Annotated in this window: 15 protein-coding genes; 7 read left to right on the top strand and 8 right to left on the bottom strand. The window is 68.1% G+C overall.

The annotated features are described in order from the left end of the window. Positions 1-202 precede the first annotated feature (202 nt). Positions 203-3340: a DUF3427 domain-containing protein gene (locus tag RI138_RS10635; protein ID WP_311119717.1), complete on the bottom strand. Its 3138-nt coding sequence runs from the start codon at positions 3338-3340 to the stop codon at positions 203-205. 146 nt (positions 3341-3486) lie between these two features. Beyond that, a complete protein-coding gene (locus tag RI138_RS10630) occupies positions 3487-4494 on the bottom strand; it encodes an SEC-C domain-containing protein (RefSeq protein WP_311119716.1) in 1008 nt (335 codons plus the stop codon). Positions 4495-4813: 319 nt separating this feature from the next. Between RI138_RS10630 and RI138_RS10625 the strand changes: the two genes are divergently transcribed. The 4 genes from RI138_RS10625 (at position 4814) to RI138_RS10610 (ending at position 7993) form a co-directional block, all read left to right on the top strand. Beyond that, positions 4814-5638, top strand: a complete 825-nt coding sequence (locus RI138_RS10625; RefSeq protein ID WP_311119715.1) for a class E sortase — start codon at positions 4814-4816, stop codon at positions 5636-5638. A gap of 135 nt (positions 5639-5773) precedes the next feature. Continuing rightward, the gene (locus RI138_RS10620) at positions 5774-6112 is read left to right on the top strand and encodes a DUF6412 domain-containing protein (RefSeq protein WP_311122844.1); all 339 of its coding nucleotides are present in this window, start codon (positions 5774-5776) and stop codon (positions 6110-6112) included. A 113-nt stretch (positions 6113-6225) separates the two neighbouring features. Further along, positions 6226-6996, top strand: a complete 771-nt coding sequence (locus RI138_RS10615) for a YidC/Oxa1 family membrane protein insertase (protein ID WP_311119714.1) — start codon at positions 6226-6228, stop codon at positions 6994-6996. A 136-nt stretch (positions 6997-7132) separates the two neighbouring features. Then, on the top strand, positions 7133-7993 hold the full coding sequence (locus tag RI138_RS10610) for a fumarylacetoacetate hydrolase family protein (RefSeq protein WP_311119713.1): 861 nt from the start codon (positions 7133-7135) through the stop codon (positions 7991-7993). Between the two features lie 159 nt (positions 7994-8152). Here RI138_RS10610 and RI138_RS10605 read toward each other — a convergent pair whose 3' ends face one another. Next, positions 8153-8635 carry a heme-degrading domain-containing protein gene (locus RI138_RS10605; RefSeq protein WP_096628643.1) on the bottom strand — a complete coding sequence of 161 codons (483 nt, stop codon included), beginning with the start codon at positions 8633-8635 and terminating at the stop codon, positions 8153-8155. Next, on the bottom strand, positions 8632-9747 hold the full coding sequence (locus RI138_RS10600) for a Gfo/Idh/MocA family oxidoreductase (RefSeq protein ID WP_311119712.1): 1116 nt from the start codon (positions 9745-9747) through the stop codon (positions 8632-8634). The genes RI138_RS10605 and RI138_RS10600 overlap by 4 nt, the downstream gene beginning before the upstream one ends. A 74-nt stretch (positions 9748-9821) precedes the next feature. On the opposite strand from RI138_RS10600, the gene RI138_RS10595 reads away from it, so the two are divergent. Beyond that, positions 9822-10946 (top strand): ROK family transcriptional regulator, encoded by a 1125-nt coding sequence (locus tag RI138_RS10595; RefSeq protein ID WP_311119711.1) that lies wholly within the window; start codon positions 9822-9824, stop codon positions 10944-10946. A gap of 84 nt (positions 10947-11030) precedes the next feature. Here the strand turns inward: RI138_RS10595 and RI138_RS10590 are convergent, their stop codons facing one another. The 3 genes from RI138_RS10590 to RI138_RS10580 form a co-directional block, all read right to left on the bottom strand. After that, entirely contained in the window at positions 11031-11477 is a 447-nt protein-coding gene (locus tag RI138_RS10590; protein WP_311119710.1) for a hypothetical protein, read from the bottom strand. A gap of 140 nt (positions 11478-11617) precedes the next feature. Further along, the gene (locus RI138_RS10585; protein WP_311119709.1) at positions 11618-12214 is read right to left on the bottom strand and encodes a matrixin family metalloprotease; all 597 of its coding nucleotides are present in this window, start codon (positions 12212-12214) and stop codon (positions 11618-11620) included. A gap of 191 nt (positions 12215-12405) precedes the next feature. Continuing rightward, a complete protein-coding gene (locus tag RI138_RS10580; protein ID WP_311119708.1) occupies positions 12406-13545 on the bottom strand; it encodes a hypothetical protein in 1140 nt (379 codons plus the stop codon). 170 nt (positions 13546-13715) lie between these two features. Between RI138_RS10580 and RI138_RS10575 the strand changes: the two genes are divergently transcribed. Next, entirely contained in the window at positions 13716-14321 is a 606-nt protein-coding gene (locus RI138_RS10575; protein ID WP_311119707.1) for an RNA polymerase sigma factor, read from the top strand. Next, on the top strand, positions 14314-15327 hold the full coding sequence (locus tag RI138_RS10570; RefSeq protein WP_311119706.1) for a hypothetical protein: 1014 nt from the start codon (positions 14314-14316) through the stop codon (positions 15325-15327). The genes RI138_RS10575 and RI138_RS10570 overlap by 8 nt, the downstream gene beginning before the upstream one ends. 14 nt (positions 15328-15341) lie before the next feature. On the opposite strand, the gene RI138_RS10565 is transcribed toward RI138_RS10570, so the two are convergent. Continuing rightward, positions 15342-16592, bottom strand: a complete 1251-nt coding sequence (locus tag RI138_RS10565; RefSeq protein ID WP_311119705.1) for an ABC transporter substrate-binding protein — start codon at positions 16590-16592, stop codon at positions 15342-15344. Between the last annotated feature and the right edge of the window lie 145 nt (positions 16593-16737).

Genomic DNA, 16737 nt, shown 5'->3' with positions numbered 1-16737 from the left:
GTGGCGATCACCCGCTCGCCGCGGACCGCGCCGGTGTTGCCGAGCTCGCGCATGAGGCGTTCGGCGGTGCACCGGGCCACCGGGACGCGCTGGGGGCCCTCTTCAGCCACGATTTGAACCTCAGTAGTCTGCCTCGGACGCCATTGCTACACCCGGCCACGCGAAAGCCCGCGTTGAAGCGCCTGCCTTCGCGTTGAGCTGGTCAGCTGGCAGCGATTGCTGAGTAGGTCAATACATCGGCCGGAATCTGATGAGAGAGCTTCCACTCGATCGCCATAGGGTTACTTCCCGTGTGCTTAACGTACTCCGCTGGGCCCAACAGCATCCATGGCTGGGGGCCGCCGATATCTGTCTTCTTGTATCGGCGCACGAAGAGGAGGACGTGAGTGCCCTTCTCCTTGTGGGTTTGATAGCGGATGCCGGTGGTTGAGCTCTCCGATGTCTGGTTCTGTGACTCCCAGTGAAATAGTGAGTCGTTGAGGGCGTAGTCCTTGTAGCGAGTCTCGGGTGAGAAGTCCTTCTCGTCTTTCTCTAGGGTGACGAGCAAGGCGTCGGTTTGGATGTTCTCGCACCACTTCACGCCCTCGCGGAAGTGGCCCGGCTTGAAGCCGTCCACCGCGGCCTGGCCCAGGGCGGGCAGGATCTCTTCGCGGCTGTACGAGGCGTGGACGGTCAGCGGGATGGCGGCGTGTGTGCCGAGGAGCGGCGCTGGAACATGGTCGGCCTGCTGTAGAACGTGGGCGAGTACTTGCCTCAGCTCGTCGCGGAACGCGTGCTGATGGTGGAGTGAGTCCAGCCCCGCTTGGTAGCTGGGGAAGCCACCGCCCAGCGGCCAGAGCGAGAAGAAGAGCATGCGGGCGTACCCCCGCTCCTGCTCGCTGAGCTCGTCGTAGGCGGGAGCATCATCGGCGAGCAGCTTGCTGTATGCCGTAGCGCGCAGTGGGTCATCGACGTGCAGGAAGGCCGATACCCGCTTCAGGAGTGGCAACTCGCCATCAGGGCCGACAGCGTCCAGCAGCTTCGCTCGACGCAATAGGCCTGTCCACGAGTTTCCGTTGCCGCGGTATAGCTCCTTGAGTTCCCGGCCGCTCTCCTTGAGGAAGTCTGCAAGGCGTGGCGTCGCGTAGGAAGCGACCTCGCGGGCCAACTGTGTGACATTGACTGCGATCTGTGTGCGAATGTTGTCAATGATCAGTTCCTTGGCTTTCGTCTCAAGGATGATCTGGCAGCCGGAGGGCAGCTGTGGGAAGTCCTGCTCGATGTTGTTGAGGAGTCGGTTGCGCGTCAGGTTCGTCAGGGCGCGGAACTGCTCCTCGAAGCGGAACTCCTTGCGGTGCTGACCGATGAAGTCCAAGACAGTGAGGACCGCCTTGTCCTCAGTGCGACGCAACCCGCGGCCCAACTGCTGAAGGAAGACCGTGGCGCTGGACGTGGGGCGCAACAGGAGCAGGGTATCGACGTCTGGGATGTCGAGTCCCTCGTTGAACAGGTCGACGGAGAAGATGACTTGGAGCGCTCCGGAGCGCAGGTCGTCAAGGGCGGTCTTGCGGTCAAGTGGCGGAGTTTCGCCGGACAGTGCGATGGCCTTGAGTCCTGCTCGTCGGAAGAAGTCAGCCATGAAGTGCGCGTGCGCGACCGACACACAGAATCCCAAGGCGCGCATCGAGTCCGCGTCGGCGACCTTGTCCTTCACCGCTTGTACCACGAGCCGAGCTCGTGCGTCGTTGCCTGTGAACAGATTGCTTAGCGCTGTTGAGTCGTAGGCTCCACGTTTCCACGTGACAGCGCTCATGTCCGTGTTGTCGGTGACGCCGAAATAGTGGAAGGGGCTCAGGAGCTCGTTCTCCAGCGCCTCCCAGAGCCGCATCTCCGCCGCGATTCGGCCATCGAAGAACTCGTCCTGGATGTTCAAGCCATCCATGCGTTCCGGGGTTGCGGTCAGCCCCAAGAGTTCCTGGGGCTGGAAGTGGTCCATGACCTTGCGGTAGGTAGGCGATGTGCCGTGATGAAACTCGTCGATCACGATGACGTCGAAGTGACCCGGAGCGATACGGTCCAGAGCCTGCGCGGTGAGCGACTGGACACTGGCAAACACGTGGTTCCAGCGGTTAGGGATCTCGCCACTGAACAACAGCTCACCGAAGTTCGCGTCGATAAGGACGTTCTGATAGACACGCAAGGATTGTTCAAGGATCTCCTTGCGATGCGCTACGAAGAGTAGGCGCGGGTCGCGGCCGAGCGTCTGGCGTAGGCGCTTGTAGTCCAGAGCCGCCATGACGGTCTTCCCGGTGCCTGTAGCTGCGACCAGGAGATTTCGGTGCCGGTCGTGCACCGTGCGTTCGACTTCGAGGCGTTCGAGCATGTCCCGTTGGTGTGGGTACGGGCGAACCTCCAGACCGGAGAGGGTGATGCTCGTAGCGCCGGGGCGACCGCTGCCACCGGCACGGGACAAAGCGTCGTCCAGCCGCTGTGCGTCCTTGTCGGGGTCGTACGGCTCGAAAGAGGGCTCACTCCAGTACGCGTCGAAGGTTGCCTCGAACTTGCGGATCACCGAGGGCGTAGCGACGGAGGAAAGGCGAACGTTCCACTCAAGCCCATCCAGAAGCGCTGCCTTGGAGAGGTTCGAGCTGCCGACGTACGCCGTGTCGAAGCCGCTGGCACGGCGGAAGAGCCACGCCTTGGCATGCAGACGGGTGGAGCGGAGCTCATAGTTGACCTTGACCTCAGCGCCGAAGTCTCGTACCAGGCGGTCTAGAGCGCGTCGTTCGGTGGCGCCGATGTAGGTCGTTGTCAGCACACGGATGGGGACACCGCGGTCGCGCGCCGATGACAGGGATTTTTCCAGGACGCGAAGACCGTGCCACTTCACGAAGGCGCACAGGAGGTCGACGCGATCAGCTGTGGCCAGCTCGGCGCGCAGCTCGAAGCCCAGACTGGGGTCCTCGGGGGAATTCGTAATGAGCGCTGTCTCGGACAACGGCGTTGCGGGGCGTATCGCGTAAACGCCTGGTGCCTCCTGCTCCGCGACGGCGAGCAGCTGTCGCGGCCCATCAGTGATGAGATCAACCCACTCTGTCGCACCCTCGATGGTGTTGAGCGATTCCAGAATGTGATTGGCCGCAATCACCTGCTCGGCTGGGGAGAGGCCCTGGAGTACCTGCCGCACAGTGGTGCCGATGTGGCGGGAAAGCACGTGGGGCGCCGATTCTCGGCCGACTGAGGCATCGATGGAGCGCCAGCCCGTCGAGTCGAGCTGCTTCATCCGTTCGGCGAGCCGATGCGTGATGAGCGACTCATAGAGCCCAGCAACTGGTGCGTTGTCCGAAATGCCGTTGGGCATGCCTAGAGTCCCCCTCATTTGGCTGCGTACTACATGTGCAGTTGTACCAAGGAGGACTGACAGTCGAAGCAATGGTTGCCAAAACAAGCAGGGGCCGACATCGCACATCGTGGTTGTCGGCCCCTGCCAAGGACATGCAGTCAGCGTTACCCGACCCCGTGGCAAGCCCCGTACGTTTCCCCCGAGCCGCACCAGCAGGCCGCCGTGCGGGACGGGGGCCAGGGGGTGGCGCGGCCTCGGGCGGCGAGGGTGGTGGCGTACTGGGGGAGGAGGCCCGGGTCGGCCGGGGACGTGGCTTCGGAGGCGGCGAACGCTTCGTAGGAGGGGACCGTGCCCGTGACGATGCCCAGGTTCGGGGTGCCCGTCGTGTGGAGGTCGCGCAGGGATGCCTCCAGGCGCGACAGGTGGGTCTCGCGGTCCACGTACTCCTCGGTCAACTCGGGGTAGGCGGCCAGTAGTTCCTGGAGTTCCTGCTCGGGCCAGTGCAGTACCGCCACCGGGAACGGGCGCGAGAGTGCCGTGCGGTAGGTGCCCAGCTCCGCGCGGAGGCGGGCGATCTCGGCCTTCAGCTCGACCGGGTCCGAGGAGCCCAGCGACCACAGGCGTTTGGGGTCGTGGAGTTCGTCCAGGGGGACCGGGGCGGTGTGCAGATCGCCCGCCAGCTCGTCCCAGGCGTCATGGTCCAGCCCCATCAGTCGGCGCACCCGGTGACGTCCGGTCAGCAGCGACTGCGTCGCGTACGGGACTTCCTCGCCGGGAGCCAGTAGCAGGGTCAGCGCGGTCGAGAAGAAGTCGTGTGCCGACTCCAGCTCGTCGTGGGCCTCCAGGGTCTCGGCGGCCACCTGCCACGGCGCCGCGTTCAGCGGGCCCGCGGTGCGGAGGCCGTCGATGATCGCGCGAGCCTCGGCCTCGTGGCCGTACTCCCAGAGGTTGGCGGCCTTCAGGGCCTTGATCAGGTAAGGGTTGTCGACGGTGGACTCGGGGGCGGCGAGGAGGTCGTCGTAGAGCGTGCTCGCGCGGGCGCGGTCACCCGCGAGTTCCAGATGGGCCGCGGCCTGGAGGATCAGCGGTTCGTGGTCCTCGGGGTACTGCGCCGCGGTGCGGAGCAGACGCTCGGCTTCGGTGATGTGGTCGGCAGGCGTGTCGGGGCGCATGGATCACACGGTACTGCCGGAGAGCCGTGGCAGGGAGAAGAGGGCGAAGGAGGAGGAGTGAGGAGAAGCGGGAGGAGGCTGGAGAGTTGTGGGGTTTGGCCCTATCGTTCGCGCCCCCGGAGGCGGAGACGGAAGGAGAGGGAGAGGTTACGTCCGGCTCCGCAAGGCCGGAAAGCCTCACAAAGCGGAACAGCCCCTGCAAGCGTGGCGAAGCCCGCAGGGTTGGTGAAGCTCCGCCGGGGTTGGAGAAGCCCGACCAGGTCGGAGGAGCCTCGCCAGGGTGGAGAGGCCCCGCGAAGACTGGAGAAGGGTGGCGGCGATGCCGGAGCGTGGGGCGGTTCCCGCGGTGCGAGGGCACGCGCGGTACGTACTCGCCCGCGGGCTCTGGGTGTCCGCCGAGCTTGTCGTGACCCTCGGGCTCGTCCTCCTGCTCCTCGTCGCCCATCAGCTGTGGTGGACCAACCGGGAAGCGCGCGCGGACGCCGGGCGGACCGTTCAGGAACTCCAGCGGGAGTGGGACGAATCCCCTGCTGCTGAGGGCCGTGACGACCGTGACGACCGTACGGAGATGGGGACCGATACGGGGGATGAGAGTGCGGGGGGCCCTGGTCCGTCTTCCTCCGGTCGTGCGTCCGGTGCGCCCGCCGCGCCGGACGCCTCCGCGAGCCGTACCCGCCCCTCCACCCCCCGCTGGGACCAGGCCTACGCCGTACTGAGCATCCCCCGTATCGGCCTCACCGCCCCCGTAGCCGAGGGCACCAGCAAGGGCGGGGTGCTCGACCGGGGGTATGTCGGGCACTACGTCCGCACCGCACAGGCCGGGCAGGCCGGGAACTTCGCGCTCGCCGGGCACCGCAACACCCACGGTGAGCCCTTCCGGCGCATCGACCGGCTGAGGCGCGGCGACCGGATCACCGTCGAGACCCGGGACGCCGTCTACACGTACACCGTCGACAAGCGCCTCGCGCGGACCGCCCCCTCCGACAGCGGGGTCATCGCGCCCGTGCCGCGCAGCAACATCACGACCTCCGTCGGGTACAGCGAGCCCGGGTACTACCTGACGCTCACCACCTGCACCCCCGAGTTCAGCTCCCGCTACCGGCTCGTCGTCTGGGGGAAGCTCACCGCGATGAGCCCGCGATGAGCCGGCGATGAGCCCGCGGTGAACAACGCGCGCACGAGCAGTGCCGCTGGGCGAATCCGGTCATCGTGTACGAGGAAAGGTCGTGTATAACGAAAGATGAAGATGAACGGGACCACGGACAGGGGGGTGAGCGCCATGCGGGACGCCGACGTCCTGCGGCACGCGTTCGCCCGGCTGCTCCGGCCCGTCGGACTCCTCGTCCTCCTTCTCACCGAGGTCCTCCTCGCCGAAGGCGGCAGCCTCTCCGCCGCCGTCGCACTCGCAGCCACCGCCGCGGCCGGATCCGCGCTCCTCGCCTGCTCCGTCATCAGCGCCCGCTGCGCGCCGCCGGTGCCCCGCACCCGGGTCCGTACGGCCATCAGGGACCGGGAGCAACGCACCGCGTTCCTGCCGCAACGAGACCCCGACGCCCGCGGCCGCACCCGGCCCCGAGCACCCGGGCACGCCCTCCTGACGGCCGCCGTCGCCGCGTAGGGCTCCCGCACTTCATCCCGTAGCGCCCTGCGCCCTTCCACGCCGGTCGTCATGCCGAGTACCGAGCACCACGTACTTCTCCCGGCACGACGAGACCCCCGGAGGGCTCACCCATGTCCGCCTTCATGTCCGCCTTCGCGAGCCTGGTCGGCTCCCTCGCCGACCTGGTCCAGCCGCTGTTCCACAGCGCTTCCACCGCCGTCGCGATCATCCTGTTCACCGCCCTCGTACGGCTCGCCGTCCACCCGCTCTCCCGGGCCGCCGCCCGAGGCCAGAAGGCGCGCAGCCGTCTCCAGCCGCAGATCGCCGAGCTCCGCAGGAAGCACGGGAAGAACCCCGAGCGGATGCAGAAGGCGATCATGGAACTGCACGCCGCCGAGAAGGTATCGCCGCTCTCCGGCTGCCTGCCGAGCCTGCTCCAGATGCCCGCGTTCTTCCTGCTCTACCACCTGTTCTCCAGCGGCTCCATCGGCGGCGAGCCCAACGCGCTCCTCAGCCACGACCTGCTCGGCGCGCCGCTCGGCGGGCGCTGGCACGACGCCCTCGCGCACGGCGGGGTGTTCGGTGCGCAGGGGTGGGTCTACCTGGGGCTCTTCGCGCTCGTCGCGGCCGTCGCCACGTTCAGCTACGGACGGACCAAGCGGCAGCTGGCGGCCAACCCGATGACGCCCGCCACCGGCCCCGACGGGCAGCCGATGCCGGGCCTGGACGCGATGACGAAGGTGATGCCGCTGCTGTCCTTCGCGACCCTGATCACGGTGGCCGTCGTCCCGCTCGCCGCCGCCCTGTACGTCGTCACCACGACCACCTGGACCGCCGTCGAGCGGGCCTGGCTGTACCGAGACATGTCCGCGCCCGGCGGCGCCATGGCCACAGCGGCGTAAACCGGCCGGTCAGTGCGCCGGTCCAGTGTGTGAACGAGGTCTTGCGGAGTGATCGCAACTCTTGGAGGATCAGCCAAGCCCTTCGTCGGCCGCACCCCGCCGAAAGGCTTCACCTCGACCAAGAGGAGTTGGACCGTTGAAGCTGCTTCGAGTCGGTACGGCGGGCGCCGAGCGCCCCGCGCTTCTCGACCGCGACGGGACACTGCGTGATCTGTCGGGGATTGTCCCCGACATCGACGGCGAACTGCTCGCCGACGCCTCCGCGCTCGCCCGGGTACGGGCGGCCGCCGACGCGCCCGGTGTGCTGCCCGCCCTCGATCCGGCGGGGCTGCGCATCGGGCCGCCGCTGGGACGCATCGGCAAGATCGTGTGCATCGGGCTGAACTACCACGACCACGCCGCCGAGACGGGTGCGGCGATTCCGGCGGAACCGATCCTCTTCTTCAAGGCCCCCGACACCGTCGTCGGACCCGAGGACACGGTGCTCGTGCCGCGCGGCAGCCGTAAGACGGACTGGGAGGTCGAGCTGGCGGTCGTCATCGGGCGTACGGCCCGGTACCTGGGCTCCGCGGAGGAAGGGCTCGCGCACGTCGCCGGATACGCGACCGCGCACGACGTCTCCGAGCGCGAGTTCCAGATCGAGCGCGGCGGCACCTGGGACAAGGGCAAGAACTGCGAGACGTTCAACCCGCTGGGCCCCTGGCTCGTCACCGCCGACGAGGTGCCCGACCCGCAGGCCCTGCCGCTGCGCCTCTGGGTCAACGGCGAGCTGAAGCAGGACGGCACCACCGCCGACCAGATCTTCCCGGTCGGCGAGGTCGTCCGCTACCTCAGCCACTTCATGGCGCTCCACCCGGGCGACATCATCAACACCGGTACGCCCGCCGGGGTCGCGATGGGGCAGCCCGAGCCGAAGCCGTACCTGAAGGCAGGCGATGTGGTGGAGCTGGAGGTCGAAGGGCTCGGCAGACAGCGGCAGGAGCTGAAGGGGGCGTAGGCCCGGCGGAGCCCGGAGGGCGCTGTCACTTCGCCGGTGACGGCACCCCCGGTCCCGTACCGGCTGGTCCTGTACCCGCCGTACCCGTATCCGCCGGTCCCGTACCCGCCCTCGTACGTACGTCCTCTCACGGGCGTACGTCTCTCACGCGTACGTCTCTCACGCCCCCGGCGTCGCCGTGAACTGCTCCAGCGCCTCGACCACCATCGCGTGGTCCTCCGCCTGCGGCAGCCCGGACACCGTGACTGCGCCGATCACCCCCGCGCCCTCCACCGCGATCGGGAACGAACCGCCGTGCGCGGCGTACGTGTCCGGGTCCAGGCGCGAGGACTCCTCGAACGTCGTGCCCTTCGCGCGGAACCGGGTGCCGACCAGGTACGAGCTCTCGCCGTACCGCTCGACCACCTTGCGCTTGCGGTCGATCCAGGCGTCGTTGTCCGCACTCGAACCGGGCAGCGCCGCGTGGAACAGCTGCTGCGCGCCGCGCCGGATGTCGATCGCCACCGGGGCATGCCGTTCCCGGGCCAGCGCGACCAGCAGGCTGCCGAGCGCGAGCGCGTCGTCGCAGGAGAAGCGGGGGAGGGTGAGCCGGCGCTCCTGGGCGATCAGCTCGGCGATGGTGGGGGAGGAGGTGGTGCTCATGCGTGCTGCTCCTCTTCGTCGTGGTGCGGCAGAAGCGTGACCGAGGCGCCCTCGCGGGCCGAGCGGCGGGCCGCCTCCAGTACGTCCAGGCAGGCGGCCGCCTGGAGCGCGGTGACCGGGTTCCGGCCCGAGCCGCGTACGGCGGCGGCGACGGCAGCGTAGTACGCGGGGTAGTCGCCGGGGAGCGTACGGACCGGGGTGCCGCCGCCGGTCAGCGGGGACTCGCCGGAGCCGAGGCGGCCCCACAGCTCCGGCCCCTCCTCGCCCCACGGCTCACCGGCCGTCGGGCGCAGGCCCTCGCGCAGGGCGGCCTCCTGCGGGTCCAGGCCGTACTTCACATAGCCCGCCTTCGAGCCCAGCACCCGGAAGCGTGGGCCGAGCTGGGCCGTGGTGGCGCTGACGTACAGGTGCGAGCGGACCCCGTTGGCGTGGGTGATCGCGATGAACGTGTCGTCGTCCGCCGCCGCGCCCGGACGCCTCATGTCGGACTCCGCGTACACCTGGACCGCCGGGCCGAACAGCACCAGGGCCTGGTCGACGACATGGCTGCCCAGGTCGAACAGCAGACCGCCGATCTCCTCCGGGTCGCCCGACTCGCGCCAGCCGCCCTTCAGCTGCGGCCGCCAGCGCTCGAAGCGGGACTCGAAGCGCTGCACCTCGCCCAGCTCGCCGTCGGCGATCAGCGCGGCGAGGGTACGGAAGTCGTTGTCCCAGCGGCGGTTCTGGAAGACCGAGAGCAGCAGCCCTCGCTCCTCGGCCAGCGCCGCGAGCTCGCGGGCCTCGCCGGCGGTTCCGGCGATCGGCTTGTCCACGACCACCGGCAACCCGGCCTTCAGCGCGGCCGTCGCCAGCGGGACGTGCGTCTTGTTCGGGGCGGCGATCACGACGAGGTCCAGCTCGTCGGCGCGCTCCCACAGCTCGTCCGGCGAGCCGGTGAACCGCACGTCCGGATACGCGGCGCGGGCCTCGGCCCGGCGCTCCTCGTTCGACGTGACGATCGTGTCGAGAACCAGGCCGCCGGTCGCGGCGATCAGCGGGGCGTGGAAGACGGACCCGGCCAGGCCGTAGCCGACGAGGGCCACGCGGAGAGGGGCGGGGGCGTTGACAGTCATGAGTTCCACTTAAGCAACGCTGTTGCCAAAGTGCAAGCGACCGGCACAATGGGACCGGTGAAGGGGAGTGGACCGTGAACACGAGCAGGGCGAAGGCCCCGGCCGGGGTGAATCTGCCGGCGCTGCGCCACCACAACGCCGCGCTGGTGCTGGACCTGCTGCGGGGGGCCGGGGCGGAGGGCATCAGCCGGCTGGAGCTGGCCGAGGGCACCGGCCTCACCCCGCAGGCCGTCAGCAAGATCACCGCCCGGCTGCGGGAGGACGGGCTCGCCGTCGGTGCGGGCCTGCGCCCCTCCACCGGCGGCAAGCCGCGCACGGTGCTGCGGCTGGTCCCCGACGCCCAGTTCGCCGTCGGGCTGCACCTGGACCGTGACGGGCTCACCGCCGTTCTGGTCGACCTCGCGGGCCGGTCGGTCGCGGTCACCAGAGCCCCCCTCGACTTCGGCGCTCCGGCGGAGAAGGTGCTCGGCGACGCCGCGGAAGCCGTCCGGGACCTGCGCGCAGCCGAGCCGCACAAGCCGTTGCTGGGCGTGGGGGTCGCGGTACCCGGTCCGCTGGACCACCGGGACGGCGTGCTGCACCGGGTGACCGGGTTCCCGCAGTGGGACGGGTACCCGCTGCGCGACGCGCTGGCCGAGCGGACCGGGCTGCCGGTCGTCGTCGACAAGGACACCAACGCCGCTGCCCTCGCTCTGGCCCTCGCCCGGGGCGGGCCGAGCGGTGACTTCGCCTACCTCCACCTCGGTACGGGGCTCGGCGCGGGCCTCGTCCTGGGCGGCGAGGTGCACCGGGGCGCGCGGACGGGCGCGGGCGAGTTCGGCCACCAGACCCTCCAGCTGGACGGGCCGCTGTGCGAGTGCGGGGGGCGCGGCTGCATCGAGGCCCTGTGCCTGGCCGCCGAGGCGCGCGGGGACCGGGGCGAGGCGGCCCGGGTCCTCGGAACGGGCGCGGCGAATCTGGTCGGCCTGCTCGACATCGACCGGGTGGTGCTGGGCGGGCGCACGGTGGCGGCCGACGAGGACGCGTACGTACGGGGCGTGCGGGCCGTGATCGAGGAGCGGGCCGCACGGGGCGGGGCGGGCGCGGGGGTGAGCGTCACCGTCACCGTCGCGGCTGGTGGTGACCGGCCGGTCGCGGAGGGCGCGGCGCAGCTGGTGCTCGCGCCGGTGTTCGGGCGGGTGGGGGAGCGGGGGGCATGACGACCCGAAGCCGAAGGTGCGGGGGCCCGTTCTCGTTCGGAGCAGCACGAGAACGGGCTTGGATCTTTCACGCTGTCAGCGCTGTCACTGTTCTATCTGTGAGGTCACTTTCCTTTCTGTCTCGTCAGATGGAAGCTCGGCAGGCAATGATTTGCCTGGTCCGGCTGGAGGGCCTCCTTGATAAAGATACCGGTGGCCCTGCAGGACGTAGATTCCGTCCCCGCCGGTGATGACAAAATGGTCCGTATCATCCTTCCCGTCATTCTTGCTCAGGTAGAGAAGGTAGGTCTGTCCGTTTTTCATCAAGCGGGACGTGTCAGGTGAATCAACCTTATCCGTGCCGAGTTGCTGCACCTTCGCGGCCGATCCCGGAATGCTTCCTGTCAGAACCTTCGAGATCCTGATATTTGTTACGGTGATCGGGAATCCGTTATGCGTTACGGCGATGGAATCGGCGGCGCGGGCGACAACCACCGCAACGCTGTCCTCCTGCATCCGGTCGAGATCGGTGTAGCGGTTGATCTGCGACACGGAGATTCGCTGCCTCGGCTCGTTCCGGTTCTGTTCCGCAGTGCAACTGCTCGACGAGAGGATGACCAGGGTGACCGCCCCTGTCGCGGCCGACCGGACCGCGTGGCGCCGTTTCCGAGAGGTCTTCACGTTCCGGTCGATCAGTAGATCTCGTTCGCGCCCGCGATGTCGCCCGGGCGCGGCTTCCAGAAGCCGCATTTGTCGTACCACCTGTCGATGGCGATATCCATGACCGTGACCTTGCTGCAGCTGGAGCCCGACGGTGCGGCCACATGGGCGAGGCCGAGGGCGTGCCCGATCTCATGAACCATGATGGCCTGTCGCTTCGACGGTGCGTAGTGCTGGGTGTGGTAGTCGTTCCACCACGTGACCATGGTGGTGCGCCAGGTGCCAGTGCTGTTGCATGTCGGAACTTCCTGGCTCGTGTCGAGTGTGATCCCGACGAATTGGAGTCCCTTCCAGGTGTTCCCGAAGTTCCCGTTCGCGACCCGAATGTTCGCTCCACTGGTGGTTTTGTTGATGTTGAATTGTGTGCTCGTGGAGTTCCAGGCTTCGATCGCGTTCTTCGCAGCTGCCGCGTAGCCTGACGTGGTGGTCGCGTCCTGCCACTTCATGGTTCCACTGGCGAACTTGCAGCCCAATTTCGGATGCGTGGCGGCGGCCGCCGGTGATGCCTGCATGCCGATCGTGGCGGACGAGACGACGAGCACCGTCAGAATGCTCTTCCAGCTCTTCATGTGAATTCCTCCCTGTTGGGTATTTCTTTCTCGCGGTGAAATGATTCCCAAGTTCTGGAGTGAAGTCAACGCTCGGCCGGAGCTTTATGCGAGCGAATTCGCTGCCCGGTAATTGGTTAGGGGTGTGCGCCGAAAATTGCCTGAGAGAACTTCCGGTCCAGGTCCGTAGGAGGAGAGGAGAGAGAGGCTGTTCAGCTCGGCAGTTCTGGCCGCAGCCCCGTCGACACCATGTCGAATATCCCCCAGTACCCCTCAACCCAGCTGCTATCCGGCAGCCCGGTCCTGGTGGATACATGGGTGAAGGCCTCGACGCCGACCCAGCCCTGGAATTCCCCTGCGTCGTCGATGACCTGCAACATGGGGCGGGGGTGGGAGTTATAGGCGTAACAGGGCTTGCCCTGCGCCAGGGATCGGCACCAGTACTCCTCGGTGTTGCGGCGGCCACCGCCCACCTCGCCGATGTAGCGGACGCGGTTCTTGTCGGTGCTCGCACACGAGGTGTTGGGTTGGAGCCAGCCCATGCAGGGGCTGCCGGCACACAGTCTCCAGGGGTTCGACGCCGCGCCGAAGCTCCAGGCCCCACCCGTTCCCTCCCGGCCCACGATCCCGGTTCGGGTGGCGGGAACCGACGACGATGCCTTGGCCACGACGTAGGCGCCCCGATAGGGCTCCGAGTTGTAGCGCGGGTCGTTGACGAGCTGACTCATCGTGGCCCGGCTTTCGCGGCCCAGCGAGGCGTTGCTGCCGTAGCCGACACCGAAGTTGGCGTACGTGGAGAAGGTGCCGGGCGCCGGGATCGCAACGTCGTTGCCGTAAGCGCCGTAGAAGGTGGGGCTGGTGATGCGGGCCGCTCGTCCGTCCGCCAGCCCGGTGGTGACGTTCCAGTACTCGGTGACCGGCTGCCCCAGTGCAGTACCTGCGGCGGTCTTGGTCCAGGTCACGGCGAGTCGGTCGTCGGGTGTGTAGGTGAAAGTGCCCTGGTAGCCGCCCATAGGATCGTCGGTGAATCCGTCGACCGTACGTACGGGACAGGTGGGAACGGTGCCGCCGCAGTTCGCCGTCATGGCGTTCACCCGCTTCGGCTGTTCCCGCTGGTTCCAGGTCCAGTAGTTCGTGGTCACCGTGCCGTCGTTGCGGAAGGCGTAGTACCCGAGCCGTACCCAGTTCCGGTAGTTGTTCTTCGTCGCCAGGTCGAGGTAGCCGACGGAGACGACCCAGTTCGCCTTGCCGCCGGGCAGGGGGGAGGCAGCCTGCGCCGGTCCTGCCGTGACCAGCATCGTGGCCAGAAGGGCCATGATCGCCGCCATTACGCCGGCCGATCTCGTGACCACGAGTCTCACTATGTTGCTCACCATGAACTCCACCCCCTGGCGCCCATCGGGCGCGTGCTCGACACCTCTCTTTACCCGGATGTCCCGAACGGGTTCACGAGGGGCGTGAACCCGTTCGGGACATCCGGGTAAAGACGAGTGCACCCCACACCACAGACTCGGAGATCCGCGTGAACGGCTCGCCCGGAAGACCTGATGACGACGCCCGTGTGATCGCCGATTCGCTGGTCCAGCCCGAGCTCTTCGGTGAGCTCTACCACCGCCATGTCGCCGCCATCCACCGCTACGTGGCGCGCCGACTGGGCGAGGATGCGGCAGAGGACATCACCGCCGATACCTTCTTGAGTGCTTTCCGGGCCCGGTCCCGCTACGACCTCACCCGTCCGAACGCTCAACCCTGGCTCTATGGGATAGCAGCCAACCTCATCGGGAAGCAGCGCCGCGCCGAGGTTCGGGCTCTCAGGGCAATGGCCCGAACCGGCCATGATCCCGTCGCCGACGCCTGGACCGAACGCAGCGACAACCGTGTCACGGCCCAGGCCGCGCAGTCGTCATTGGCCGGTGCGCTGGCCGAGCTCTCGGCGGGAGACCGGCACGTCCTACTGCTGGTCGCCTGGGCGGACCTCAACTACCAGGAGGTTGCCGAGGCCCTGTCCATTCCGGTGGGTACGGTCCGGTCCCGTCTCAATCGGGCGCGGAGGAAGGTCCGCCTCGCGCTCGGTGGCGTGGACCCCAGGCTCGTACATGATTTCGCGGAGATGGTCGGCAGTGGATGAGATAGGCGAGGTCCGGCGGTTCCGGGCCGAGATCCCGGAGTTCGATGACGCCAGGCTAGCCCCGATTCACCGGCGGATGCGGGCGGAGATCGCCGGGGCCCGTCCGCGCCGGATCGCCGCGTGCTCGCGAGGGCGGTTCTCCATGGTCGGTGCCGTTGCGTCGGTCGTGGCTGTCGCGGTGCTGTCCACGCTGGTCCTGCGGCATGAGGACACGCCCCCTGCCGCGCCCGAACCCCGCTCCCAGCCCTGGGTGTACCAGGAGGTGCGCTGGGACACCTGGCAGTGCGGGACCGGTGCCAGCACCGACGGCTACAGCGAGGTCGGTTCCTTCAACCTGAGCCCCGCCTCGCGGACGTGCCGCGCGGTTCCGGCGGCGCAGCAGCGCAAGGACAAGTGGATCCGATACGACGGCTCTGCCCTGGCCACCCCTGACGAGAGCACGAGCAGGCCGGACGACGTGGATGTCTGGGAAGGGAACTACCAGGCCGGCTGGCAGATGCTTTCGCCCGGGGGCGCCCACGACCTCGTGGCCCAGCTGCCGGTCGACCCCTCGGCCGCCCTGAACCTCATCCGCGCGCGATCCGCGCCCACCCGCTTCGCGGGCGCCCTTCGTCTGACGCAGGACCAGCGGGACTTCGCCGAAGTGGTGGGAGTGCTCTCCGCCGCGCCCGACGTCCCCGAGCACAAGGCCCGGACTCTGTACGACGTCATCAGGAAGTTGGCAGGGGCGACCGAGCCGGTTCAGGTTACCGACGGTGTGGGTCGGAACGTCCTCGCCGTCGGGGTGAACGGCACGTACCGCGACAACTCGGATGAACGCAACAGCATGCAGGTCCTGCTCGATCCCGACTCCTTCGCCTACCGTGGCGTGCGGTATGTGGCAGGGCTCGACTACTACGTCGGAGGCAAGTCCTCCGGAGGCCCCTTCGTACCGAAGGGAACGGTCCTCGCCACGGCCACCCGTGCTTCGACGGCCCTTGTGGACCGGGCGGGTGAACGCCCCTGACCGGCGGACCGGATTCAGGAAGGGCGCAGCAGTACGTCGGCGGCTTCGGCTGCGGCGTCGAGTGCCGCGGCCGGGCTCTTCCGGCCGGTCAGCGCCGCTCGTATCTCCGGCGCGAGCAGCGACATCACCTGTCGTGACGCCGGGTGCGGCTCTCCGGCAGATGCGCTGGCCAGCGCCGCCTGGTACTGCCTCGCGTACGGCGAGTCACTGGGGACGACGACATCTGTGCGGGGTGAAAGGTAGCCGCTCGCCTTCCCCAGCGAGCGAATCTGCTCCGGCTGGACCATGAAGGTGAGAAACTCCTTGGCTTCTGCCCGGTGCCGGGATTCGGCATTGACGGCGAGGGCGCCTGGGGCACCGAACCCGGCTTCCCGCGCGGGGCCCTGGAGCGGCCCGCCTACCATGACGTTCTCCTTGCCCCAGGTCCGCGCAGCCAGATCGGCGTCGGCCAGGATGACGGAGTAACCCATCGCGGCCTGCTGTCTGCCGAGCGCCTGGCCGCCGAGACGGTTGGTATTGCTCATTGCCGACGAGGGAATCGCGCCCTGCCGGTAGAGGTCGGTGAGGAAGGTCAGGGCCTCGACCCCCTCCGGCCCGTTGAACGCCACCCGGTCTCCGTCCTCGGTGAAGACCCGGCCTCCGGCCTGCCACAGCAGAGGGTAGAAATTCAGGTTCAGGGATGCGTCGTCGGATGCGGAGTAGTCGAAGAGGGCGATACCTTTGCTGTGCAGTCTGGGGGCGGCCGCCTTGATCTCCTCCCATGTCGCAGGGGGTGTGGTGACACCGGCCTCGGACAGCAGCCGCTTGTTGTAGATCGTGGTCGTCACGGTCTGGTAGATGGGTGCGCCGTAGATTCGGCCGCCCTCCGTCACCGCGTCCAGAGCGGTGGGGAGAAATCTTCCCAGGACGCCCTGCAGTGCGGTGTCGACCGGGGCGAGCGCTCCCTGGGAAGTGAAATAGGGAATCTGGTCCGGCATCAGCAGAATGGCGTCCGGACCGCTGCCACCGGCGAGGGCCTCGGCGATTCGCCAGTCCCGGCCCGACCACGGCATGCGCTCGACGGTGAGCCGGACACCGGGTGTCGCCCTCTCGAATTTCTCCTCGATCCCCTTCCAGTAGGCGGCGTCCGCCTGGGGATCGGTGATGACCGGATACATCCAGACGGTGACGTCAACGGGGGAATCGTCGCGGTGGTGGTCGCATCCGGCGAGCAGAAGAGCGAATACGAGCGCAGAGCAGGCGGCGACCCGTCGGCGGCGGGGCATCCGGATTCAGTTCCCCGCCGTGAGACAAAAACCGATGGCGACTTCGGCCGAGGCGCTACCGGTCACGTTCCCCCCAGCGATCCTTCGACGTGAGGCTCCCTCACCCGCTGTGAGCCCTCGATTCGGATCATGCCATACCCGCGGT

This window comes from Streptomyces durocortorensis (genome assembly GCF_031760065.1).
GTDB lineage: Bacteria > Actinomycetota > Actinomycetes > Streptomycetales > Streptomycetaceae > Streptomyces.
Note: the sequence above shows the minus strand (reverse complement) of the source record. Positions and strands in the feature narration are given on the sequence as shown.